The organism is Halogranum rubrum, assembly GCF_900114455.1.
Classification (GTDB): domain Archaea; phylum Halobacteriota; class Halobacteria; order Halobacteriales; family Haloferacaceae; genus Halogranum; species Halogranum rubrum.
This window is the reverse complement of the sequence record NZ_FOTC01000001.1, coordinates 54,846-75,903: the sequence shown is the minus strand read 5'-3', so window position 1 is coordinate 75,903 and position 21,058 is coordinate 54,846. Positions and strand designations below refer to the sequence as shown.

The window sequence follows — 21,058 nt, the reverse complement described above, 5'->3', positions numbered from 1 at the left end:
CGGTTATCTATCCGCGTCGTCAGAATGGGCTTGCTGAATATAGAGGGTGACTGTATCACTAACGTAGTTAGGGACTATGTGTCTTAGTAGCCCAGAAAAGATGAACGAAAGGGGGTGGATTTGAACCACCGTAGCCATATTTCAGGCCACCCACCACGATGGTGGGCGCTCTGGCCAGACTGAGCGACCCTTTCATGTGGAGTCGTCCACTATTACCTACATTGGCTGGGGCCGTAGTAAGTATATTGAGGATATTTCTAGTTAGGGGCTTCATATCCCGCACTTCAACGATAGTTATTCATGATATGTCTTTAATCGTTATAATAATATTTACATATCTGATTGCCACTTTGCTGTAGATGCGCGCTGAGTTCGGCACGTCGATTTCGAGAGGTAGTAAACTCGTGACGTCGAAAAGTACGACGAGTTTCGCTAAGCGTGACGAGTAGTCAACGATAGAAGAGCGCGCCGAACGTCTCAGAACGGGGCGTCGGGACCTTCGTCGGCCGTCGCTTCTTCCACGTCGGCTTCGAGGTCACCTTCCCACGCGTCGAGGCCGCCGGCCATGCTCTCGACGCGGGCGTCGCCCGTCCCCTCGTAGGACTTGATGAGGCGGGCGGCCTGCACGCTGGCCTGTCCGTGCGGGCAGACGGTGACGATACGGTCTGCGCCCTCCAACGAGGCGACCTTGCTCGGCAGTTCGTTGAACGGGATGTTCTCGCTGCCGGGGATGTGTCCTCTGGAGAACGAGACCGGTTGTCGGATGTCGACGATGCGGGGTGGTGTGTCGCTGTCGAGGAGTGCTTCGACCTCCGCAGTGGAGATTTCGCCGTCCATAGTGTGACCAAACGACCGAGGAGGATAAGTGACTCGTCTGTCTCGACGTCCCGCCTACAGCAACCCCTCGTCGCGTGCGAGGAGGATGCCTTCGACCGTCGCGTCGTTGGTCGGCGACTCGCGGGCGACGTCGAGTGCGTCGTCGACGGGAATCGCCTTCGGCGTGAGGAACTCGTTGGAGTCGAGTTGGCGCTCGCCGAGTTCGAGACCCTCCGCGAAGACGAACCCGCGACGGTGCCGAAGCAGGCCAGTGGAGCACCAGAAGTCCTGAATCAGCGAGGTGCTCGTCGGTTCGAACCCGGTCTCTTCTTCGAGTTCGCGAGCGGCGGCGGTGGTGAAGGACTCACCGCCCTCGACGATACCGGCGGGGAGTTCGAGTTGCGTCTCGCGGATGGTCGGTCGGTACTGTTCGACGAAGAGCACCTGGCCGTCGGTGACGGCGACGACGACGACGGCGGTGGCGAGTTCGGCCCAGTAGTACTTCTTCTGACCGCCGTCGGGTTGTTCGACGAGGTCGTAGCCGCCGGTGAACCACTCCGTCTCGTACTCGACTTCTGAGTCGATGACGGGCCATTCGGGGTCGGAGAGCGATTCGTGTCGGCGGCCGTCGGGATGTCTGCTCATGGTTGGACGACTCTCACACGGTAGCGCTGGCCCTTATACTCCACGAGGACGGCATCTTCATCGTCCACCCTCGCGTCGGGGTTCTGCACCACGAGCGAGTCGTACTCGTCGAACGGTGAGTGTGTGAACGCCGTCTTCAGACCGAACGGCCCCTTCTGGTAGCCGTCCGACTGTCCGTCTTCGAGTGCTCCGAGCAAGTAGGGGTAGCGCCGTGCCGAGACGTTGCTGACGTCGACAGCTTCGACCGTCGAGTTCGCTGAGTCCGTCACGTTCGTCGTCTCGGCGGTCAGGTAGTACGGGTCACCGGTTCCAAGGTAACTCGGGAGCGCCCCGAGTGCGAGGAGAGCGACGACGACGAGGCCGACACCGACGAGGAAGTTGCGGGTTACGCGGCGCACAGAGGAGGTAAGGAAGCGAGTCGTATGGTGGTTTCGACCCGCGAGTAACACTGGGTCTGTGCGGTGGCGGTGGTACAGCACGGTGAACGAGACGGCTCCGACAGCAGACTACTGCGCAGCCATAGCCCGACTACTCGACGTCCGAGAAAAGACCGCAGGTGGATACCTCACTCCTCGAACACGGGCCGATAAATCCGTCCGAACGCCTGCCGGCGGAGCGTTCCCACGGCGGCGTCGCGCTCGTTCTGGTACGTCGCCGCGACTGCAGTCTCCGAAAACGGTGCGGCGTGCCAGACGACGCTGTCGACGTTCTCGCTTCCCGTCTCGTGGACCTCGTACTCGGAGTGCTCTTCACACCACTCGTCGAACTCGGCGCGTGTGCCGACCGAGACTTCCAGAAGCGAGGCGAACAGCGCATCGCGAGCCGTCTCGACGACGTCGCTCGTCACGCGTTCGCGGTACTCCTCGCGGTCGAACGCCATCGCCTTCACCGTCTCGCGGACGACGACCTGTGCGGCCGGGCCAGCGTCCTCGTAGGCGGCGCTCGCCTCGTCGACCGTCTCGGGTGCGTAGACGCCTTCGGTCTCCATGTTCGTGGCATCGCTCGCCCGACGCTTACACCTTTCCGTCTCTCGGTTCGGGCTACTCCTCGGCGTCGTCGGTGTCGTCGGTGTCGTCGACTGCAACGTCGTCGCTCGGCGTCGACTCGTCGGCGTCCTCGCCGTCGCCCTCCATCATCTGTTGGGTGAGTTCCTGCGCTTCGCGGAGGACCTGCTGGGCCTCGCCGTCGAGGTTTCCCTCCTGTCGGATGGCCGGACTTCCCCCGCCTCCGTGTCCGGCGTGTTCGTGAGCGTGGTCGTGGTCGTCGGTCGTGTCCTCGAAGACAGACTCGAAGTCGTGTTCGTCGGCGTGGTCGACGACGTGGTCGGCGAGTTCGGGGGCGTTCATCTCGCTCCAGTCGTCGACGTGGTCGTCCAGCCACGTCTCGTGGTCCTCGTGGCGGAGCAAGGCGGTGAACGCCAGATGGTTCGCGAGATGCTTTCCGTCGCGCTGTGGCACGTCACAGACCGGACAGGCGTATCCCATACCGCCCGTTCGGCGTCGATGGACAAAAGGGCACTACTCTCCGCTACTCGTCGTCGATGTCCGGACTGGCGGGGTCGCCAGTCGCCCAGCCGTCGAGGTCCAGCACCATCACGAGCGCCGCCTCGCCGTCGTCGTAGTAGCGAGGGACGCGACGCATCGGTTCGAACCCCACGTCGCGATAGAGGTCGAGCGCCGGGTCGTTGCTCTCACGCACTTCGAGTTTGACGAGCGCCGTGCTGTCGACGAAGAGCGTGGTGAGCGCCCGTTCGAGGAGGGAACGGCCGACTCCCTGTCCACGAGACTCGGGGCGGACCGCGAGGTCCTTGATGTGGCCGATGTCGCGGCCGTAGTTCGGAATGACGTCGGCGACGACGTAGCCGACGACGACATCGTCGCGTTCGGCGAGCATGAACCCCGATTCGCCGAGAAACTGCTCGAAAGCAGCGTAGGGCCACGGTTGGGAGAAGCACTGCTTCTCGATGCGAAAGACGTCCAGCAGGTCCGCGCGCTCGACCTGCCGGAGGGAGAGTGGCTGGCTACCCGCGGGAGGGGTCGTCACGGCCCGACGTTGGCACTTCACCGCTAAAAGCCGTCCGGCCAGTCTCCAGGGGAGGTGGCGCTACTCTCCACCGGCCCGTAGAATTGCGTGAGTACGACTCGACGTCCCTATCGCCGACGACGAACTCCGCGCTCGGGTACGCGACGTCCTCCACGAGTACGAGACGGCGATTTCTCGCTGGCACATCGCCGCCGGAAGGTGACGGACGGTGTCGTCGTTGCAGAGGGTCACGACCGCTCCTCGGAGACGGAGGCCGACGCCGTCGACACGCCGCTTCGACAGACCTCAATCTGTCGCAGCTTCGTCGCGGGCGGCCAGCAGACGATTGAGAGAGTCCCGAGAGCGCAAACTACGAACGGGAGAGGGAGCGAACGCTCACGCTGGGAGCGAGACACCGAAAAAATGGGACGGTTGGTGGGTGGTGAAGCTTAGTCGTCTGCAGGGGCAGCGCCGCCCGAGCCTTCTTCGTACTGCTGCTTCGTCCACGAGAGCTTGCCACCGGCGGCGAGAATCTTGCGCTCGCGCTCGGAGGCCTTCAGGTTCGCCGTGGCTTCCCAGTCGTCGTTGACGCGGATGGTGAACTCCTCGTCACCGGATCTGACAGCCTCGGCGACGTCGTCGACGATTGCGATGTCGTCGCCCTGCTCGATCTTCTCGTACGTCTCCTCGTCGATGGTGAGGGGGACGATACCGAAGTTGAACAGGTTCGCCTTGTGGATGCGGGCGAACGACTGTGCGAAGACGGCCTCGATGCCGAGATACATCGGACACATCGCGGCGTGTTCGCGCGAGGAACCCTGGCCGTAGTTCTCGCCCGCGACGAGGACGCCACCGTCGGCGTCTTTCGCGCGCTGTGCGAAGCTGTCGTCGACACGCGAGAGCGTGAACTCCGAGAGGCGCTCGATGTTCGAGCGGAACTTCAGGATGTCCGACGTGGCCGGGATGATGTGGTCGGTCGTGATGTTGTCCTCCATGTGGAGGAGCGTCTCGCCTTCGATGTCGGCGGCGAGTTCGTCCTTCAGGGGGACGTTCCCGATGTTCGGACCCTTGATGAGTTCGTCGTCGATTGCCTCGTCGGGCGTGATGATGTCGGACTTCGAGCCGTCGTACTTGTCGGGGAGCTCGATGCCGGGTGCGTCGAGGTCACCGAGTTCGTCGGCGAGGTCACGCGGGTCGACGATTTCGCCCTTGAGGGCGGCGGCGGCGGCGACTTCCGGCGAGCAGAGGAAGACGGAGTCGTCCTCGATACCGGAGCGACCCTCGAAGTTGCGGTTGAAGGTACGCAGCGAGACGGAGTCCGAGGCGGGGACGTGACCGATACCGATACACGGCCCACACGTCGCTTCGGAGACGTTGACGCCTGCGGCCATCATCTCGGCGGTCCAGCCCTGACGGGCGAGGAGTTCGCCGGCCTGTTTGGAACCGGGTGCGACGATCATCTCGATGTGCTTTGCGATTTCGCGGCCCTTGACCATCTTCGCGGCCGGGAGGACGTCCTCGTAGCCGCCGTTGGTACAGGAACCGACGATGACCTGTTCGACTTTCTCGCCGGCGACTTCGCGGACGGGGACGATGTTGTCCGGCATCGACGGCTTGGCGATGAGCGGTTCGAGGTCGGCGAGGTCGATGACGACTTCGTCGGCGTACTCGGCGTCCTCGTCGGCGGTGAGTTCGACGTATTCGTCGCCGCGGCCCTGCCGTTCGAGGTAGTCTTTGGTCTGCTCGTCGGTCTCGAAGATGGAGGACGTGGCGCCGAGTTCGGTACCCATGTTGGTGATGGTGGTGCGCTCGGGGACGGTGAGCGAGGCGGCACCTTCACCGGTGTACTCGAACACTTTGCCGACGCCGCCCTTCACGCTGAGGCGACGGAGCATCTCGAGGACGATGTCCTTCGCGGTCGCCCACTCGGGGAGTTCGCCTTCGAGTTTGACGTTGACGACTTCCGGCATCTCGACGTAGTACGCGCCGCCACCCATGGCGACGGCGATGTCGAGACCACCCGCACCGATTGCGAGTTCGCCGAGGCCACCGGGCGTCGGCGTGTGGGAGTCCGACCCGAGCAGCGTCTTGCCGGGTGCGGCGAAGTTCTCCTTGTGGACGTTGTGACAGATACCGTTGCCCGGGCGGGAGAAGTACGCACCGTACGTGCCGGCCGCCGAGCGGAGGAAGCGGTGGTCGTCCGTGTTCTTGAAGTCGAACTGGTACGTCTGGTGGTCACAGTACTGTGCGGCGAGTTCCGTCTGGACCTCGTCGAGGTCGAGTGCCTCGAACTGGAGCCAGACCATCGTCCCGGTCGTGTCCTGCGCGAGGACCTGGTCGATCTCGATACCGATTTCCTCACCCGGCGTGAGGTCACCTTCGACGAGGTGGTCGTCAAGGATTTTCTCTGTGAGCGTCTGTCCCATAACGTCCGTTGGTCGTTCCTCGGCGGATATAAATCCCGCGTGTTTCCGTTTCAATTACCATGTGAAACGAGCGCCGTATGGCAATTTTCGCGGAGAGACATACAATAACTCGGTTGTGAGTTGTGAATTCGTCGGGCGAGTCGGCAGCGTTTTCCGCTACCGACGGAAGCGTCGACTATGTTCAAATCCGGGTCGTTCGTTGCCGAGCACGTCAGTCCACTCACTAAGGCACAGATTCAGCCGAACGGCGTCGACCTCACGCTCGACACCGTCTTCGAGCAACTGGACCCCGGCCGCATCGGCGTCGACGGAAAAGAGATCGGTGAGCGACAACCCATCGAGCGTGAGGAACGAGGCGACGACGGGGCGGACTCGTACTACCTCCCGGCCGGGGGATACATCGTCCAGTACGCCGAGCGAGTTCGCATCCCCGAGGGCCACGTCGGCTTCATCTACCCTCGGTCGTCGCTGATGCGGAACTCCTGTATGCTCAACACGGCCGTCTGGGACGCCGGCTACGAGGGTCGCGGCGAGGGACTGCTCCAAGTGCACCACGACATCGAACTCGAACGCGACGCCCGCATCGCCCAACTCGTTCTCGCAGAAGGCAACCACGACGACGCCTACGACGGAAGCTATCAGGGCGAGAATCTGGTGGAGTAGCGCGCCGACTCCGAGAGACGGTTCGTGACGCCGACGACCTCGTGAGGACAGAAAGACATCTTTCACCGAACAGTCTAGCCACCATAAAGCCCTCTGCGAGCGATGTCTCCTCGGAGGAGAGAGACAATGCCAGAGACCACACAGATCCGAATCGGCCACTGCTGTCCGGACACGGCCGGAGTAGACGTTTATCTCGACGACGACCGAGCGTTCGACAACGTCACGTTCGGAAACGTCAGCGAGTACGCGTCGCTACAACCGGGAACGTACGACGTCGCAATCACCCCGAACGGCGAGGAGCGTTCGGCGGCGCTCGTCGACGAGACCCTGACGGTGAAACGCGGAGAGGACTACACCGTCCTCGCGACGGGGTTTTCGGACGATATCCAACCGCTCGTCTTGACCGACGAGAACGGCACCGTTCCGCAGGGGAAGTGTCACGCACGCTTCGTCCACTGTTCGCCGGACGCCCAGAAGGTGGACGTCCGAACCACCGACGGCCGGACGCTGTTCGAGAACGTCGGCTTCCGGAAGACGAGCAACTACGAACCCGTCGACGCCGGCACCTACGACCTCGAAGTCTGCTGGGCCGGCACCGACGACGTCGTCGTCGAACTGCCTGACTGCGAGTTCAACGGCGGCGAGACCTGTACGGTGTTCGGGGTCGACACCGCGAAGTCCCTGGAGGCAATCGTCACCCGCGACGCCGGGTCACCGGCGGCGAAGGGTGCTGGAAAGCGTGGGCGCGCATACTGACGACTGTCGGCAGCGCACGCCACCGACTCGGGTTTTCTGGAGTTTTCGAACTCACGAGCGCAGAACGAGTTAATAGCGAACACGATATCCATCCGTCATGAATCGTGCAGACGTGCAAGTGCTCGGTCTCGGTGTCGCCTTCGGACTCGCTGGTTGGTCGATGGCCGGTCCAGTCGGGGCGGTTCTCGCCTTCCCCGTCGGCACGTGGGTCGGCGGGCGGTTGGCGACGCTGAGCGAGCAAGTCGAGTCGCTGGAAGCACGGATTGGGGAACTGGAAGCGGAGCGAGATGGCAACAAGCGGCTACGAAAGCACTGACCAACCGCCGTGGCGCGTGGCTTCGCGACCTGCGTGTCGCGAACCACGCACGCGAGGTTCCCGTGAACGGAGTGAGCGAAGGGCGCAGCGAGTAGCCCGAGTCCACTGCCTCGGGGCTTTCGAGGTGCCAGCATTCGCACGGTTTCTGAGGTAGCGAGTACTCGCTTGTTTCGCGCACATCCAACGAAGCGGGCCGGGAGGGACTTGAACTACGCCCAGACGTGCTCGCTTCGCTGCGCGCGACTGGTCTACTCCAAGCCCTCCCGCGTTTGTCCAACACCGCTCGCTGTCGCTCGCGGATTTGGTACGGGCCGGGAGGGACTTGAACCACGGTCGCTCACTGACGTTCGCTCCCTGATTCAAGTCCCACGTCGCCGCACACAGCAACGAGCGAGTGACGAGCACACGAGGTGCTCGCCGTCGTGTAGGTTTCCGTAGAAACGGGCCGGGAGGGACTTGAACCGAGCCGAGACGTGCTCGCTCACTTCGTTCGCTGTGCGCGACTCGTCGGGTTCAGTCCTCCCGCGTTCGAGTAACACCGCTCGCTGTCGCTCGCGGAGTAAATACGGGCCGGGAGGGACTTGAACCCCCGACCGTCTGGTGTCTCCCGCAACCACGCGCAAAACCGCTCGCGTAGTCACGATAAAAGCCAGACGCTCTGCCGAACTGAGCTACCGGCCCTCATTCACACATTCCCGTACTACGGTTTAAGCGTTTACGATTAGCCCGAGAATCCCGAAGCCCTTACGCACTCTTTCCACGTCGAATCGACCATGACCGACATCCGGACGTTCACCGAGGAACTCCTCCGATTCGACACCACCGACGGCGACGAGGCGGACGCGCAGACGTGGGTCCGTGAACGACTCAACGAGTTGGGCTTCGAGACGTACGAGTGGACCGCCGACGCCGAGCGTCTGGCCGAACATCCCTCCTTTCCCGACGACCCCGGCGACATCGAGGTGGCGAACCGCCCGAGCGTCGCCGGCGTCCTCGAATTCGGCGACGCCGACGCGGGACCGACGCTCGTGCTGAACGGCCACGTCGACGTAGTCCCCGTCGAACGCAACCTGTGGACCAGCGACCCGTTCGAACCGACGTGGGTCGGCGAGGAGGGAGAAGACCTCCGAGCGCGCGGTGCGGCCGACATGAAGTCCGGACTGGCCGCCTGTGTGTTCGCGGCGCTCGCGTTGCGAGAGGGCGAAGCAGACGAAGAGAGCGACGGACTGAACGGTCGTGTCGTCGTCGAGAGCGTCGCGGGCGAAGAGGAGGGCGGCATCGGTGCCGCCGCGGCCACACTCGACAACCCGTATCCCTTCGAACGCGACGCCGCACTCGTCGCCGAACCGACCGACCTGCGGGCGGTGACGGCGACGGAGGGAACGGTGATGAAGCGACTCCACCTGACGGGGCGGTCGGCGCACGCTGCGACGCGGTGGGTCGGCGAGTCCGTCCTGCCGCACTTCGAGACGGTGCGCCACGCCTTCGAGGCGTTGGAAGCCGAACGAAGCGAGTCGGTGACGCATCCGCTGTACGGCGAGTTCCCGATTCCGTGGCCAATCTGCTTCGGCACCGTCCACGCTGGGTCGTGGTCCTCTACCGTTCCCGCCGAGTTAGTTGCAGAGATTCGCATCGGCGTCGCGCCCGGCGAGACCGTCGACGAAGTGGAAGCGCAGTACGAAGCCCGACTGGCCGAGGTCGTCGCCGACAGCGAGTGGCTCTCCGAGCATCCACCGACGTTCGAGCGGTTCACCATCCAGTTCGAACCGGCCGAGACCGACCCGGACGAACCGGTCGTGGCGGCGCTACAGGACGGAATGCGTGAGACAGGACTCGACGAGACGGAGCCACAGGGTGCGACCTACGGGGCTGACTCGCGACACTACGTCGCTGCGGGAATCCCGACGGTCGTCTTCGGACCGGGAACGATAGAACAGGCGCACTTCCCCGACGAGACGGTCCACTGGCCGGACGTCGAACAGGCGAGAACCACCATCGCTGCGACGGCGCGGCGTTATCTCTCCGAAGGCTCCTCGAAGTAGTCGGTGAGTGCCTCGGCGACGACGTCGCCAGGTGCTCGGTTCTCGACGGACGAGCGCCGGCGAAGTTCGTTGTACAGTTCCGGGGGAACGTCGAGCGTGAGTCGCCCGGAGGTGACGCCATAGCTTTGGAGCGCGTCGAGCGGGTCGGCTCCGTCGTTGACCTCACTGGCGATGGCGCGGACCTCGCGGACGGTCAGGTCGCTGTCGATGGTCGCCCACGCGAGTGTGAACCGCGCCTCGCCGGGGACGCGAGCGATGTGTTTCGCCGCCGTCGGCGCGATGTGGCCGCGAGCGACGTGCCGGCGAATCGACTGCGGTAGGTCGTGGACTCGCGCCCACTTTCGGATGAAGGCGATGGAGGCGACGCCATCTGTTCGCTCCGCTGCCGCCTTGTACGAGCCGACGCCTCGGACCAGTGCTGCACACGCCGCGGCACCGCGGAGCATGTAGACGTTGTCCTCGGCACCGACGGTGTTCTGTGCGAAGGCACTGACTGTCTCGGCGGCGTCGGCGACGCTCTCGGGGTCGTCGGGGTCGAATCCGACGGCCTCGGCGGCGCGCTCGCCGGTAATCGCCGGGTCCGCCCGGACGACGGGTGCACCGACCGGTTCTTCACGGTCGGCAGGGAGTCCTCCCCCGGGCGACTGGTCTCTCATGTAGTGTCTCGTTGTGTGGTAGCTATCAAAAACATCTCGCTGTTGTAAGGGTCGCAGACAGCAGAACCGGTTCGACAGCGGCGAGGCCGAAGTCGCGACTCGCTACTCCTCGTTCTCCTCCCGGCGCTCCGAGAGGTGTTCCCAGATTTCTGTACACCCGGAACCATCTTCGAGATTGCGGAGGTGTGCGTCGTCGCGTTCGTCGGGTGCGTCGAGTTCGGTTGCGGGCTCACTCATCATCACCTCGTTAGGCGAGAAGAGTCATAAGGCCGCCTCTATGCGTAACCTTCACCTCTGCTCCCGCTTTCGAGACTATCTTGCCGCTATCTCTGACACGCTGTTTCACCGAAATCACGCGACAGGTGCCATACCTTCACGGACCTTCCCGTCGTGGAGTCGCCGCAGTGCTTGCAGTTGCCGACTGCTACAGGTGGGTGGACGACGAAGGGGAGGGCATGGCTGTCGCCCTTCGCATCCTCGACGACGGTGCTTGGATTTCGGTCAACGACCACAGAGAGGTCAGCGTGAGTGAACTCTGGCGGTTCGTCGACCCGACGTTCTGTGCGTGTACCCTCCCCGATATGGTCGTCGAGAACTTCATCGAGGTGGGTGTAGACGGCCGAACCGTCGAGGTGCGTGTCTACGGACAGTGTATCGCTTGTGGCGAGAAGTCGACGACCGAATGGCTTCCCGTCGGGCGAATCGTCGACGGCGAGTTCCGCGACATCGACCGCGAGAGCGTCCTCGCACCGACTGGCGTGACAGAACACCAAGAATAAGCAACATTCTCCTGTTTGCGGGAGCACCGGGAAGGGTTGACGGCATACGCGCCACCTTACGTGTGCGTAAGAAAGGGCTGTCCAGAGATGCCTACGGACGTCGAAAACTGGAAGTCGGAGGTGTACGGCAACGAGATTCGAGACCACCTCCTCGAATTTGCAGAGCAGGGGTGGGACTCGATTCCCGAAGACGAACACGACGAGTGGTTCGAGCGCTTCAAGTGGTGGGGACTGTACCACCAGCGCAACGGCCAAGAGAGCTACTTCATGATGCGTATCGGGACGCCGAACGGTGTGCTGACGCCGGGCCAGACCGAAGTCGTCGCGGAAGTCGCCGACGAGTACGCTCGTGGCCCCGCCGACAACCCAATCTTCGGCGATGGCTACGTCGACTGGACGACCCGTCAGTCCATCCAACTGCACTGGATCAAACTCGAAGACATCCCGGAAATCTTCGACAAACTCGAATCGGTCGGGCTGTCGACGCAGCAGGCCTGTGGTGACTCGTGGCGTAACATCGTCGGCTGTCCCGTCGCCGGCAAGGACAAACACGAACACGTCGACGCACTGCCCGTCGCGATGGAACTCAACGAGGAGTACAAGGGCAACGAAGACCACTCGAATCTCCCCCGGAAGTGGAAGGTCTCCGTCACCGGCTGCCGCGAAGGCTGTGGACAGGGCGACATCAACGACCTCGCACTCGAACCCGCAACGAAGGAAATCGACGGCGATGAAGTCAAAGGGTTCAACATCCGCGTCGGCGGCGGTCTCTCGCGGAACGAACCACGACTCGCCCGCGACATCGACGTCTTCGTCACGCCCGAACAGGCCCCCGAGGTGTCGGGTGCCATCTCCGCGCTCTTCCGCGACAACGGCGACCGGGAGAACCGCTACAACGCCCGCATCAAGTTCCTGATGGACGAGTGGGGTCCCGAGAAGTTCCGCAACGTCCTGCAAGAGGAGTACGTCGACTACGAACTGGAGACGGCGGGCGAAGACCTGCGCTCGGAGTACAGCTACAACTCCGGCTACGCCAACGGCGGTCACTCCGACCACGTCGGCATCCACGAACAGCCAGACGGCAACTACTACGTCGGTCTCGACGTGCTCGTCGGTCGAATGGGCGTCGACGACACGAAGGAACTCGCCCGCGTCGCCGACGAGTACGGCTCCGGCGAAGTTCGTGTCACGCAGCGCCAGAACGTCATCATCACCGACGTCCCCGAGGAGAAACTCGACGCGCTGAAGAGCGAAGACCTGCTCGAACACTACTCGCCGGACCCGCATCCGTTCATGCGTGGTTCGGTCGCCTGTACGGGCACCGAGTTCTGTTCGCTCTCTATCGTGGAGACGAAGAACCGACAGGTGCGCTACGCTCGCTGGCTGAAGGAGAACGTCGAACTTCCCGAGGGTGTCGAAGACTTCCACATCCACCTCTCGGGCTGTACGGCCTCCTGCGCCCAACCGCAGATTGCGGACGTCTCCCTGCGCGGCATGAAGACCCGCAAGGACGGCGAACCGGTCGAGGCGCTCGACATCGGTCTCGGCGGCGGTCTCGGCGAGAATCCGAACTTCGCCGACTGGGTCGCGCAGCGTATCCCCGTCGACGAGGTGCCGGGAGCCATCGAGAACCTGCTCGCGAACTTCGAAGACGAGAGAGAAGGCGACGAGACGTTCCGCGAGTTCGTCGAGCGGACGGACGAGGAGGCGCTCGCCGACCTCGTCGAACCCGAAGAGACCAGCTACGAGGACCCGATGATGCACAACACGAAGATGACGTGGTACCCATACGCCGACGACGACTCCATGGACGCGAGTCCCGCGCCGACCGACGGCGAAGGTAACTCGCTGCAGGCGGACGACTGAGCGCCGTCAGTCACTCGCATTTCCCGCATTTCCTCGCACTTCTTCTGCGCTACTCGGCCGACGCCGGAGCGTCGATGCCGACGATCTCTAGACAGTCGTCGAGGAGCGACTGGTTTGCGAGAAGCGTCCCGGGTTCGAGGCTGAACGCGACACCCGCTCCTTCGCTGACGATGCAGTGGACGACGGTAGCGTCGTCGAAGAACCGGACCGCACAGTTGAGCGACCCGAGGTCGAACGAGTCCTCGCTGGTCGACTTCGCCAGCGACTCGACGAGGAGTTCTTCGAGGATGTCGTCACGGGCCTCGGTGCTCTCTTGTTCTAGTTGGTAGTTGAGTCCGGGGCGAAGATAGACGTACTCGATACTTCCAGACCCCGAGTAGGCTATCACCGCCCTGAGGTCGTCGTCGACGACGTCGTGGACGTGCTCGCGGAGGGCGCTACCGCTCGCGGCGCTCACAGTAGAAGACATACTGAATGATAACAGTCAGACACAAAAGACAGTTTCGACTGACACGTCAGTGTGAGGTACTGGGGGTCTCGTCCGTCGTCGCGTCGAGAGACGAGGGGTCGTGAGTCACAGTCGTCGATAGACGCTGATGATACCGCTTCCCTCGACGACGACACAGTAGCGGTGGATGGCGAACTCGAAGCGCCACACCCCATCTGTCACGTCGCTGTAGCGGTCGAAGAGCGAGTCGAGTGCGTCCGGGTCGACGTACTCGGTGAGCGTCCACGACGTCTCCGCCGGGTCATTGTCGTCGGCGGCCGCCACGGCCGATGCGACGGCAGTACTCAGCGACTCGCCGCTCTCGCGAGCGTGACGCGTCAGGTGAACCAAGCGCTGTTCTGGCTGGACAGAGACTTGGTTTCCCATCATGATACAATAAATTCTGTGAAAGAAGATAAATCTTTCCCGTGACACGAAACGTCGTGTGACGAGCGTGACGACAACCATTTGCACACGAAGGTACCAGAGTTACCCATGCCCGACCGACTCCTGCGTATCAACGCCTACACCACGTTCGACATGCTCGACGGCACCGCGACGGGCCACGACTTCGAAGAAGATGCGTTCGCAGTGCTCAACGTCACCGCACCACGGAAGAACCCCGACCACGTGAAACTCGAGTTCGAACTCGACAACACCCAGTTAGCGTATCTTCCGGCCCACGCCGACCGAGTGACGCTCTCCGCCGAACAAGCCCGGACGCTCGCGGGCGAGTTAGAGAAGTACGCCGACAGAGTCGACGCCGCCCAAGCGGACGAGTAGCAGACGAGTAGCCGAGACGACGCCGTTTCTTCTGTCCCTTCCTTCGTACGAGACGATTACACGACACACGACACACGTCACACGATACACGGTGACAACCATGTTGGTTTTTGACGATGGTGAGTAACTCTTTGTCACGGTCAATCGTCTCCCAGTGAAAATAAGTAGTAGTGGACCCGATTATTAGTTGAGGAACCAAACACATGGGCTATCACTCTCTCGACGTGTGTTCTCGTATCGCCGCCAGGACTCCCGGTTTCGGTGCCTGCAATACCCCAAATGCAGGCGTCCCGAAACCGGGGGTGCGGCGATGAGTTCTCGCGGAACACTCACTCTCTTCGGTGCGGCGTCGGTCTGTCTCGGCACCTCGTTCGTCGCCATCAAAGCCGGATTGGCGACTATCCCGCCGGTCCTCTTCGCCGCCTTCCGCTTCGACATCGCCGCCGTCCTCCTCTTGGCGTTCGTCGCCGTCACCTTCGACTCGTGGCTCCCACGGACCCGTGGAGACGCTCTCGGCATCGCCGCCAGCGCCGTCTTCATCGTCGGCATCAACAACGCGTTGCTGTTCGTCGGCCAGCAGTACACCGCCAGCGGCGCGGCAGCCATCATGTACAGCATGATGCCCGTCGTCTCGCCGGTGTTCGCCTACCTCCTCCTCGGTGAGCGACTCGCTCGCTGGGACGCCGCCGGCATCCTTCTGGGCTTAGTGGGCGTCGTCGTCATCGTCCAGCCTTCACCCGACCAGTTGGGAACGGGTGCCATCGGCCAGTCGCTCGTGCTCGTCGCCGCACTCAGCGTCTCGTTCGGGAGTGTCCTGCTCCAGCGTGCTCGCCCACGACTGGCGACGCTCCCGCTCTCGGCGTGGTCGATGCTCGTCGGCGCACTCGGACTTCACGCCGCCAGTCTCGTTCTCGGTGAGTCGGCGGCGACGGTTCCGTTGACGGCCGAGACGCTCGCCGCCATCATCTACGTCGGTGTCCCCGGTACGGCCGTCGCCTACGGCGCGTACTTCCTCCTCATCGCCGACGCCGGGCCGGTTCGCGCCAACCTCGTCGCCTACGCCGTGCCCGCGGTGGCGGCGGTGACGGCGTGGGGACTCCTCGGCGAGCAACTGGCCGCGACGACGCTCGTCGGCTTCGGCGTCATCCTCGCCGGGTTCGGACTTCTCCAGCGCCACCAACTGCAGTCGGAAGTCGAACGGTTCGTCACGACGGCCGAATACGACGCGAGACGGTTCGAGAGCGACGACTGACGACTGAGTCGCTCGCAGCGCCGCGCCGTCAAATCTCCTCGAACGGACAGGTCGGCGGCGGTGAACTCGTCTTTAGCTCCCACTCCATCCCGTAGCGGTCGGTGACGAACGCCGTCGTCTCACGTTCGTCGACTGCACAACCGAGTGACCGGGCGCGGTCGGAGAACGAATCGAAGAACGACTCGTTGACCTGAAACGCGAGGTGGTCCACGCGGCCACCCTCGACCGGGTCGTCGCTCGCGGCGAGCGCCAACGAGAGCGCGCCGTTCCCGAGAAACGACATCGCGGGTGTGACACCGTCGGCGACGGCAGTCTCCCAATCGGGATGGTCGGGGACTCTGCCGTAGTCGCCGTCGCGTTCGCCTTCTCGGAACCGGACGTCCATCTTGAACAACTCGCAGTAGAACGTCTCCGCCTCGGCGAGATTCTCGACGACGAGGACGACGTGGTGGAGCGCTTCGAAACCCATAGCTCGTCTCTTCTCTATCGGCGTCGAGCAAAAGTGCTCGTTCGGTCAGTCTCGGTCGGAGACGTTTGCTCGAACTCAGACGTCGCGCAGTCGGCCGTCCAGTTCCACGTCCAGTCCGCACTGGCGGGCGTACGCGACGATAGCGTCGTACTGGACGCCGTGGTCGGCGACGACGTCGTCGGGCGTCGGCGCGGGGAACTGTTCGGTGTCGACGACGAATCCGTTCGTAGCGAGCGTGTACGTCGCCTCTGTGTCGACTGGCTCTCCTCGATGCGTCAACTCGACGAGTTCCATCGCCTCGCGGTCCCAGACCACCTCCAGCCCCGAGACGTGGCCGAACCAGCGTTTGTGTGCGAGACGCTCGGGCGGTGTCGCCGCGCACTCGACCAGCGCCCGTAGGTCCCCACCGCTCACTTCGGCCGTCTGGAGGATGCCAGCGAACGGCGAGAGACCGACGAGGTCGGCGACGGTCACGTCGCCCGAAAGCGGCGGGCCGTCACGCAGTCCTCCGGTGTTCGTGAACGCCACGTCGGCGTCCGTCACGAAGCGGTACGCGTCTGCGACGAGGTTGCCGATACGGCACTCGCCGTCGTACCGGTGTTCTCGGTTCCGCATCACCGGGTTCGAGACGTGGGCGACCACGTCCGATAGTCCGGTCGCGTCCATCCGAGCACGGAGGCGGTCGGCGACAGAGTCGTCGACAGGGGCCTCGGTCACGTCGTGACGGGTCGCAGTCGCCGCTTCTTCGCCGAGTTCGACCTCCCACAGCACCCCGCCGTTCGCGCCAGGTCGAGTGAGTAGCGTCCCGTCGACGAAGTCACACCGTTCGCTGTGGAGGTGCCCGCCGAGAATCGCGTCGACGTCGACGGCGCGAGCCAACTCGTCGTCGCCGTCGCCGAGATGTGAGAGGACGACGACGTGGTCGACACCGCGGGAACGCAGGTCGGCGACTGTCTCGCTGGCCGCCTCGATTGGGTCGGCGAAGACGAGGTCGCCCGCGGCGGGACACATCGACGGGGTCTTCGGGTCGGTCAGACCGAACAAACCGACGCGGGTTCCGTCGCGTTCGACGACGAGCGAGGCGGAGACGTCGGCGAATCGTCGCTCACCGTCCGGTTCGTAGACGTTCGCACTCAGCCACGGTTGTGGCGAGTCGGCGACGATGTCGCGCGTCTTCGCCGGCCCGAAGTCGAAGTCGTGGTTGCCGAACGTCTCGGCGTCAGGAGCAATAGCGTCGAAGAACTCCAGGGCGTGTCGTCCCTCGGTTTCGAGTGCGAGCACACCCGGCGCGGTGTTGTCGCCGGTGCCGACGACGAGCGTCCGGTCGTCGCGGCGAGACTCGATGACTCCCGCCAGTCGGCCGATGCGTGCGGCGTCGTCGTACGCGTTCTCGATATCCGAGTAGTGGAGGAGACGGAGAGACATAGCTCAGCAGTCGGCCAGACGGTGTAAAGTTGTAGCGTCGTCGCGGGTGCGTCGAGAGAGCGAGAGAGCTATTTACCGACCCACGACGAACGGCCGTTCGTGTCAGTCGCCCCCCGACCCTACGACCACGTCCGCAGCGAGGGCACACCCGTCGACGCGGGGACGTACCGCGTGGTCGGCGTCGCAGACGACCGAGTCACGCTGCTTCGCGTCGCCGACGCCAGTGGCAAGCGTGTCCACGTGGGGCAGGTCGTGTACGTGAGTCTGGAGGAGTACGGCCGCCTCGAAGCCGCAAGCAACCCGGACGAACCGTCGCTGGCGAGGGGTCTCGCGGTTGCTACGGTCGGCGCTGCACTCGTCTTCGTCGGGTCGACGCCGGAGTCGCTCGCGTCTCTCGGCATCGATATCGGAACCGGTCTCCTCGCCGACGGACTCGTGTTCGTCGGCGTGCTCGCACTCGTCGTCGGGGTTCGACGGCTGGTGAGATACCGGCGGTTGAAGCGTTAAACTTCGACGACGTCGCCCACTTCGGGCGCGCTGGCGTCGTAGTCGTCGTGGCGTAATTCGGCGGCGAAGTGCTCGCAGTTGTCGCCGTGGTTGACGAGAATCTCGCTGCCCTCGTAGGCGGTGAGAAACTCGCGGAGGCCGTCGTGGTCGGCGTGCGCCGAGAAGTCGTAGGATTCGGCCTGCGCGGCGATAGGCATGATACGGCCGTCGATGTCGGCGCGGCCACGTTCGAGGAGTTCGCGGCCGGGCGTCCCCTCGACCTGATAGCCGGTCATCGTGATTTTGTTCGTCGGGTCGCGGCGAATCTCGGGGATGTAGGTCATCGCCGGCCCGCCCGAGAGCATCCCGCTCGTCGTGACGATGACGGTGTTCTGCTCGGCGATACGTCTTCGCTGGCCGTTTCGCCCCGTCACGAACCGAGCGTGGGACTTCGCCTTTCTGAGTGCGTCGGCGTCGCGGACGAACGCCGGGTAGTTCCGGAGCATCGTCGTGACGCCCTTGCCCATCCCGTCGACGTAGCACTCCAAGTCGTGGGCGTCGCACACGAGCAACATCTCCTGTGTCCGGCCGATGGCGAACGCCGGGACGACGACGGTGCCGCCCTCCCACATCGTCGTCTGGAGGCTCTCGACGAAGCGGTTCTCGACTACCTCGCGAGGTTCGTGGTCCACGTCGGCGTACGTGCTCTCGCAGACGACGACGTCGGCGTCCGGTCGGTCGGTCGTCCCGGAGACGAGCCGCTGGTCGTCGGTGTGGAAGTCGGCGGTGTAGAGCAGTCGGGTGTCGCCGTCGTCGACGAGGACGTGCGCACTGCCGGGGATGTGGCCGGCGTTGAAGAGCGTCACCTCGTAGCCCGCCGCCTCGAACGTCTCTCCATATTCGTGGGGGTTCGACACCTGTGTCATCCGCTGGACGTGTGTCTCGGTGAACGGGCAGTCGTAGGTTCCGCCGTGGAGTTTGAGGGTGTCACGAGAGAGCGTGAGCGCGAGTTCCTGCGTCGGCGGCGTCCAGTGGATGGGTGGTCGTCGGTCGCCCGAGAGGAGCGTCGGCACCGCGCCGACGTGGTCGAGATGCCCGTGAGAGACGACGACGGCGTCGGGGTCCGGTGAGTCGACGGGGTACTGCGGGGGGTTGCCCGTCAGCATCCCGTAGTCCAAGAGCAGGGAGTCGTCGACGAGAATGGCGCTTTTGTTAACCTCGCGCGCCCCACCGAGAAACTGGAGTTTCATTACGTCCCGGTAGTGGGTCAGACGGTTTTCATCCATCGGTTCGTGAACGCCGAGGCCCAGTTGGGTGTCGCTGAGAACCCGAATAGGCCATCAGTCGTCAAAATCCCGAAGCAATATTTATTGTAACCGGGAAATAGTGATATTTCATATGGATTATCTGCGCTTAGAGACATTCTACATAGGAGTTCTATTTCTATCGAGCGCAGTGAACGTCGGCGTCGCCGTCTGGTTACGAACGCGGAGTGCGAACGAACAGGCCGTCCGACTGTTCACCGTCCTGCTGTTGCTGCATCCAATCGTCGGCCTGGTCGTCGTCGCCGAACTGCTCGCACCAAGTCAGTCGCTAGCCTTCGTCTTCTACGGAATACACAATACGACGCTCGTCGCCATCAACGTCGTGTGGTTCGCCTTCACGTTGGCCTACGCGAACCGGACACGGATACTCTCTCGGCCGGTGGTTGGCCTCATCGTCGGCTACTTCGTCGGTACGGCTACGCTCGAGGTGACGAACACCACGCATCGGGCAGTGTGGCGTAGCTATCGGGTCGTCACCGACCCGTTTCCCTACGTCGAGGGGGAGCCAACGCTTCTGTTTCTCGTTCTTACCACTGGCATGACGCTCTTCCATCTGGCCGGAATCGGCGTGTTGGGCTACCACCTCCTGTTCGGTCCGTCACGGAGTAGTCGCCGAACAGCGACGTTGCTCGCCGGATTCACGATGCCACTCGTCATCCTCGTACTGTGGGGTCTCGGAATGGTTCCAGGTCCTCTGAACGGTGCGTTCATCGTCGGGTCGACGGTATCTCTGAGTTTCGTCGCGTGGGCAGTCTTTCGACACCAACTCTTCGACGTGGTCCCACTGGCACGCGAGCGTGTGTTCGAGGAGTTAGACGAAATCGTCCTCGTGGTCGACCCCGACTACCACCTCCTCGACTACAACCAGTCGGCGAAGCGAGCGTTCCCCGAACTGGTGGGTGCGACGGGGTCCCCGCTCGTAGAGGTTCTCCCGCATCTCCTCGACGGCGACTCGTTCACTGATTCGTTCACCACCTACGAGAACGGGAGGTTAGACGAGTACACCGTCGACGCCTCGCTACTGACCGTCGATACGTCGATTCGGGGATACGGAGTAATCATCCGAAACGTGACGGAGCGTCAGCAGCACATCCGCGATCTCGAACAACAGACGATGCAACTCGAACGGTTCGCGAGTACGCTCTCACACGACCTCCGGAACCCGCTGAACGTCGCACAGGGCTGGATAGACGTCACTATCGAGAGTGGAGACCTCCAGCATCTCGAACGGTCACAGAGCGCACTGGACCGAATGGATCAGATAATCAGTGATTTGCTGACGCTCGCTCGGGAGGGACGAGCGATAGACGACCACGAACTGGTGCGAGTCCGCATCGTCGACATCTTCGAAGACGCGTGGGAGACGACGACGACCGCCGGCGCCAGATACGAACTCGAACTGGACGCTGACGTCGTCCTGTACGCCGACGAGACCCGCCTGCGAAACGTCTTCGAGAACCTCGTTCGCAACGCCGTGGAGCATGGCTCCGCGAAGAGTCGGAGCGGGTCAGACCCTCCCGTCGGAAGCGGCGACGGTGCGGTGACGATTACACTCGGTCGTCTCGTCGACGGGTTCTACGTCGAGGACGACGGACCGGGGATTCCACTCGACCAACACCAACGGGTCTTCGACTACGAATACACGACGGCAAAATCGGGAACGGGGCTCGGACTTGCAATCGTCGAATCGATTGCGAACGCACACGGTTGGACCGTCACGATGAGCAACGGACCCGACGGTGGTGCGCGCATCTCCTTCACCAACGTCGAGTTGGTGGACGCCGAAGTGGAGCGCCCGACCACTTCGTAACGGAGCGTTGATAAGTGGCGACGTCGTCGCCTCT

General features: G+C 63.4%; 25 protein-coding genes and 2 tRNA genes. 11 read left to right on the top strand and 16 right to left on the bottom strand.

Annotated features, from left to right (window positions below; all coding sequences use genetic code 11):
* Nucleotides 1-105: 105 nt before the first annotated feature.
* The 7 genes from BM083_RS00415 to rimI form a co-directional block, all read right to left on the bottom strand.
* Nucleotides 106-194 (bottom strand) — tRNA-Arg (locus tag BM083_RS00415).
* Between the two features lie 283 nt (nt 195-477).
* Nucleotides 478-837 (bottom strand): rhodanese-like domain-containing protein, encoded by a 360-nt coding sequence (locus BM083_RS00410; protein WP_009733143.1) that lies wholly within the window; start codon nt 835-837, stop codon nt 478-480.
* Between the two features lie 54 nt (nt 838-891).
* A complete protein-coding gene (locus BM083_RS00405) occupies nt 892-1,461 on the bottom strand; it encodes an NUDIX hydrolase (RefSeq protein WP_089864323.1) in 570 nt (189 codons plus the stop codon).
* Entirely contained in the window at nt 1,458-1,859 is a 402-nt protein-coding gene (locus BM083_RS00400; RefSeq protein ID WP_089864320.1) for a hypothetical protein, read from the bottom strand. Before BM083_RS00400 ends, BM083_RS00405 begins: the two co-directional genes overlap by 4 nt.
* A gap of 167 nt (nt 1,860-2,026) precedes the next feature.
* Nucleotides 2,027-2,449, bottom strand: coding sequence for a DUF5809 family protein (locus BM083_RS00395; protein ID WP_089864317.1), 423 nt, complete (start codon nt 2,447-2,449; stop codon nt 2,027-2,029).
* Between the two features lie 52 nt (nt 2,450-2,501).
* Nucleotides 2,502-2,945 carry a DUF5810 domain-containing protein gene (locus BM083_RS23030; RefSeq protein WP_089864313.1) on the bottom strand — a complete coding sequence of 148 codons (444 nt, stop codon included), beginning with the start codon at nt 2,943-2,945 and terminating at the stop codon, nt 2,502-2,504.
* 43 nt (nt 2,946-2,988) lie between these two features.
* Nucleotides 2,989-3,504 (bottom strand): ribosomal protein S18-alanine N-acetyltransferase, encoded by a 516-nt coding sequence (rimI, locus tag BM083_RS00385; protein ID WP_049894248.1) that lies wholly within the window; start codon nt 3,502-3,504, stop codon nt 2,989-2,991.
* A 109-nt stretch (nt 3,505-3,613) separates the two neighbouring features.
* Between rimI and BM083_RS24085 the strand changes: the two genes are divergently transcribed.
* Nucleotides 3,614-3,706, top strand: a complete 93-nt coding sequence (locus tag BM083_RS24085; RefSeq protein ID WP_394327587.1) for a hypothetical protein — start codon at nt 3,614-3,616, stop codon at nt 3,704-3,706.
* A 226-nt stretch (nt 3,707-3,932) separates the two neighbouring features.
* Here BM083_RS24085 and BM083_RS00375 read toward each other — a convergent pair whose 3' ends face one another.
* Nucleotides 3,933-5,909: an aconitate hydratase gene (locus BM083_RS00375; protein WP_089864306.1), complete on the bottom strand. Its 1,977-nt coding sequence runs from the start codon at nt 5,907-5,909 to the stop codon at nt 3,933-3,935.
* Between the two features lie 126 nt (nt 5,910-6,035).
* On the opposite strand from BM083_RS00375, the gene BM083_RS00370 reads away from it, so the two are divergent.
* From BM083_RS00370 to BM083_RS00360, 3 genes are all read left to right on the top strand, one after another.
* A complete protein-coding gene (locus tag BM083_RS00370) occupies nt 6,036-6,572 on the top strand; it encodes a deoxyuridine 5'-triphosphate nucleotidohydrolase (protein WP_281244168.1) in 537 nt (178 codons plus the stop codon).
* 126 nt (nt 6,573-6,698) lie between these two features.
* Nucleotides 6,699-7,328 carry a DUF4397 domain-containing protein gene (locus BM083_RS00365; RefSeq protein WP_177197499.1) on the top strand — a complete coding sequence of 210 codons (630 nt, stop codon included), beginning with the start codon at nt 6,699-6,701 and terminating at the stop codon, nt 7,326-7,328.
* A gap of 97 nt (nt 7,329-7,425) precedes the next feature.
* Entirely contained in the window at nt 7,426-7,644 is a 219-nt protein-coding gene (locus tag BM083_RS00360; protein WP_089864298.1) for a hypothetical protein, read from the top strand.
* A 566-nt stretch (nt 7,645-8,210) separates the two neighbouring features.
* Here the strand turns inward: BM083_RS00360 and BM083_RS00355 are convergent.
* Nucleotides 8,211-8,325, bottom strand: a tRNA-Lys gene (locus BM083_RS00355).
* A 92-nt stretch (nt 8,326-8,417) separates the two neighbouring features.
* Here BM083_RS00355 and BM083_RS00350 point away from each other — a divergent pair.
* Complete coding sequence (locus BM083_RS00350) at nt 8,418-9,686, top strand: M20/M25/M40 family metallo-hydrolase (protein WP_089864295.1); 1,269 nt, start codon at nt 8,418-8,420, stop codon at nt 9,684-9,686.
* Here BM083_RS00350 and BM083_RS00345 read toward each other — a convergent pair.
* Together BM083_RS00345 and BM083_RS23895 are read right to left on the bottom strand one after the other, a co-directional pair.
* Nucleotides 9,659-10,342: a DUF7119 family protein gene (locus BM083_RS00345; protein ID WP_089864292.1), complete on the bottom strand. Its 684-nt coding sequence runs from the start codon at nt 10,340-10,342 to the stop codon at nt 9,659-9,661. The two genes, BM083_RS00350 and BM083_RS00345, sit on opposite strands and share 28 nt — an antisense overlap.
* 102 nt (nt 10,343-10,444) lie before the next feature.
* Nucleotides 10,445-10,579 carry a hypothetical protein gene (locus BM083_RS23895; protein ID WP_009733161.1) on the bottom strand — a complete coding sequence of 45 codons (135 nt, stop codon included), beginning with the start codon at nt 10,577-10,579 and terminating at the stop codon, nt 10,445-10,447.
* A gap of 218 nt (nt 10,580-10,797) precedes the next feature.
* On the opposite strand from BM083_RS23895, the gene BM083_RS00340 reads away from it, so the two are divergent.
* A complete protein-coding gene (locus BM083_RS00340; protein WP_089868234.1) occupies nt 10,798-11,121 on the top strand; it encodes a DUF8134 family protein in 324 nt (107 codons plus the stop codon).
* An 87-nt stretch (nt 11,122-11,208) separates the two neighbouring features.
* A complete protein-coding gene (locus BM083_RS00335; RefSeq protein WP_089864289.1) occupies nt 11,209-12,987 on the top strand; it encodes a nitrite/sulfite reductase in 1,779 nt (592 codons plus the stop codon).
* Nucleotides 12,988-13,036: 49 nt separating this feature from the next.
* On the opposite strand, the gene BM083_RS00330 is transcribed toward BM083_RS00335, so the two are convergent.
* Both BM083_RS00330 and BM083_RS00325 read right to left on the bottom strand, forming a co-directional pair.
* On the bottom strand, nt 13,037-13,456 hold the full coding sequence (locus BM083_RS00330; RefSeq protein WP_143085645.1) for a DUF7522 family protein: 420 nt from the start codon (nt 13,454-13,456) through the stop codon (nt 13,037-13,039).
* A gap of 105 nt (nt 13,457-13,561) precedes the next feature.
* Complete coding sequence (locus BM083_RS00325) at nt 13,562-13,864, bottom strand: HalOD1 output domain-containing protein (RefSeq protein WP_089864283.1); 303 nt, start codon at nt 13,862-13,864, stop codon at nt 13,562-13,564.
* 105 nt (nt 13,865-13,969) lie between these two features.
* Here BM083_RS00325 and BM083_RS00320 point away from each other — a divergent pair, with 105 nt between their 5' ends.
* Together BM083_RS00320 and BM083_RS00315 are read left to right on the top strand one after the other, a co-directional pair.
* On the top strand, nt 13,970-14,257 hold the full coding sequence (locus BM083_RS00320) for a DUF6360 family protein (RefSeq protein ID WP_089864281.1): 288 nt from the start codon (nt 13,970-13,972) through the stop codon (nt 14,255-14,257).
* A 310-nt stretch (nt 14,258-14,567) separates the two neighbouring features.
* Nucleotides 14,568-15,509, top strand: a complete 942-nt coding sequence (locus tag BM083_RS00315) for a DMT family transporter (RefSeq protein ID WP_089864278.1) — start codon at nt 14,568-14,570, stop codon at nt 15,507-15,509.
* A gap of 28 nt (nt 15,510-15,537) precedes the next feature.
* Here BM083_RS00315 and BM083_RS00310 read toward each other — a convergent pair whose 3' ends face one another.
* Complete coding sequence (locus tag BM083_RS00310; RefSeq protein WP_089864275.1) at nt 15,538-15,978, bottom strand: VOC family protein; 441 nt, start codon at nt 15,976-15,978, stop codon at nt 15,538-15,540.
* A gap of 75 nt (nt 15,979-16,053) precedes the next feature.
* Nucleotides 16,054-17,403, bottom strand: coding sequence for a bifunctional metallophosphatase/5'-nucleotidase (locus BM083_RS00305; RefSeq protein ID WP_089864272.1), 1,350 nt, complete (start codon nt 17,401-17,403; stop codon nt 16,054-16,056).
* 99 nt (nt 17,404-17,502) lie between these two features.
* On the opposite strand from BM083_RS00305, the gene BM083_RS00300 reads away from it, so the two are divergent.
* Nucleotides 17,503-17,910 (top strand): hypothetical protein, encoded by a 408-nt coding sequence (locus BM083_RS00300; protein WP_089864270.1) that lies wholly within the window; start codon nt 17,503-17,505, stop codon nt 17,908-17,910.
* On the opposite strand, the gene BM083_RS00295 is transcribed toward BM083_RS00300, so the two are convergent.
* Nucleotides 17,907-19,139, bottom strand: a complete 1,233-nt coding sequence (locus tag BM083_RS00295; RefSeq protein WP_089864267.1) for an MBL fold metallo-hydrolase — start codon at nt 19,137-19,139, stop codon at nt 17,907-17,909. The genes BM083_RS00300 and BM083_RS00295 overlap by 4 nt on opposite strands.
* 148 nt (nt 19,140-19,287) lie before the next feature.
* Between BM083_RS00295 and BM083_RS00290 the strand changes: the two genes are divergently transcribed.
* On the top strand, nt 19,288-21,024 hold the full coding sequence (locus BM083_RS00290) for a sensor histidine kinase (protein ID WP_089864265.1): 1,737 nt from the start codon (nt 19,288-19,290) through the stop codon (nt 21,022-21,024).
* Nucleotides 21,025-21,058: the final 34 nt, after the last annotated feature.